Genomic DNA, 2,058 nt, shown 5'->3' on the forward strand with positions numbered 1-2,058 from the left:
GCACCCTGGGCTACGCACTGTCGTCCCTCCGGGACTGAAAGCATTGAGCCCCCGACGGGGGCGGCAGTCCGTAGCCCAGGGTGCAAACCCTGGGTCTCCTGAGCTACTTCGGCGCGTCCTTCTTCTCGGAGCCGGCCGGCGGGGTCGGCGGCCGCTGCTCGTCCTTGAGCACCTCTTCGAGGAACTGCACCCGCTTCGGGTCCTTCTCGCGGGCCACCTTCACGTAGTCGGCCGCGGCGGTGTTCTTCGGGTCGGCCCACGATGCCGCGATCGCGAACTTCAGGATCGACCGGGCGATGATCGGCGTGCCGCTGTGCGAGTCCTTTGCCGCGTACCCGAGCACGAACGGCGTCTGGTCCCACTGCTTCCACTTCCGCAGGTCCTCGATCGGCATGTCGGCGATGTCGGCGTCGTCCACGAGCAGCTTCAGCGCCGCCAGCGACTCGGCCTGCGGGACCACGTCGGGCCGGAACTCCCAGAAGAACCGCACGGTCTTGAGCGCCGCGTACTTCACCGGGAAGTCCTTGGTCCGGTCCTTAATGATGCCGGTCAGGTACTCCCACCCGGCCTTCGGGTCGAGCATGACGTACCCGGCGACGACCCCGTCGAGCCCGCTCGTGTACGACCGCTCCTTGTCGTCGAGCAGCGCACGGATCGCCTTCGCGTCCTCGGGCTTCCCGCAGTGGCCGAGGAGCAGGCCGTACAGCCCGAACCGGCTCCCGCGGGTGTTGGGGTCCTTCAGCCACTTGAGGAGCGCCGCGGCCGGGAGCTTCGAGGCGACCTCGCGGACCTCCTTGTACTCGGCGTACCCGAACTCGGAGTACGCGTCGGAACTCACGACGATGTCGGAGTCTTCGAGGTAGTCGAAGAAGTACCGCAGGCGGGTGATGACGTCCTTCTGCTTGACCTCCATCGCCCCCTTGAGGTACTCGGGCAGCTTGCTGTCGGCCGGCACGGCCTCGCCGCGGTACGGGTCGAGCTGGCCGTTGAACACGTTGAAGAACACGAGGTACTTCGCGTTCTTCCCGTCCGGCGGCACGTACCGCGGGATGGTGATGCTCTTCTTGTCCTTCACCAGCGCGTGCGACTTGATGACGAGGTCGATGGCGAGTTCCGTCGTGCCCTTATTCAGCGCGTTCGGGTCGTTCGGGTCGCGGGTCGGGTTCGACAGGGTGCCGAACAGGATGAAGTCGGCCTGGGCGACCTCGCCCGTGAGGGTGGTGCCGGTCGGCGAGCAGAACGGGCAGGCGGTCGCGTCGGCGGCGGTGAACAGGAGCCCGGCCGCGAGCGCCGGGAGGAGTGAGCGGATCGTCATCTGGTGAGCCTCGTGACGGGCGGGATAGAGACATTATTCCGGCGGCGGCGCGTCCGCGGCAACACGCAACTCCCGCACGCCGCGGGTTATTACGACGTTAGACTCGCTTCCAGCTCGGCGAGGCGGGCCTCGACGATCGCGATCACGCGGTGCGCGTCGGCGGGGACGCCGCTGCGCACCGCGTCGAGGTAGAACCGCGACTTCGCGAGCGTCTTGCGGCGACCGTTGGGGGCGAAGCTGCGGCAGTCGCCCGCGTTGTCGTAGACGTCCGCGAGCTTCAAAACCTTCACCTGCCAGTCGGCCACGGCGAGCACCCGGGCGTACTCGGCCTCACGGGCGTCGTGCGGGAGCCGCGCGTCTTTCGTGAGCGCGCCGACCCACTTCGCGACCACGGGGCCGAAGTGCTCGGTGATGTCGTCGCAGTCGGTGGTCGTGTCCTCGATGGTGTCGTGGAGCAGCGCCGCGGCGAGCATCTGCGGGTCGTCGAACCCGAAGACGTGTCGGACGACCGTACACACGCGGAAGACGTGGCTGACGTACGGCGTCTTCTCGTCCTTGCGGAGCTGGCCCTGGTGGGCACGGGCCGCGAAGGCGATGGCTTCGAAGACGATGGCGTTGGGATCGGACACGGGGGTCTCCTTGGGATTCGCCTGACGTGGTGCTACTCGGTCGGAATCGTTGGCCCCACGCGGGCCGCCCCCCCCCCCCCGGCCCCCAAAACAAAAAGAAAACACACCCCGGGG

Annotated in this window: 2 protein-coding genes; both read right to left on the bottom strand. The window is 67.8% G+C overall.

What is annotated here, in order from left to right; all coding sequences use genetic code 11:
• Window positions 1–103: 103 nt before the first annotated feature.
• On the bottom strand, window positions 104–1,315 hold the full coding sequence (locus ACTIGN_RS07930; RefSeq protein ID WP_439622555.1) for a hypothetical protein: 1,212 nt from the start codon (window positions 1,313–1,315) through the stop codon (window positions 104–106).
• A gap of 89 nt (window positions 1,316–1,404) precedes the next feature.
• A complete protein-coding gene (locus tag ACTIGN_RS07935; protein ID WP_439622557.1) occupies window positions 1,405–1,944 on the bottom strand; it encodes an HD domain-containing protein in 540 nt (179 codons plus the stop codon).
• Between the last annotated feature and the right edge of the window lie 114 nt (window positions 1,945–2,058).

The sequence above is a fragment of the Gemmata sp. genome (assembly GCF_051859125.1).
Classification (GTDB): Bacteria; Planctomycetota; Planctomycetia; order Gemmatales; family Gemmataceae; genus Gemmata.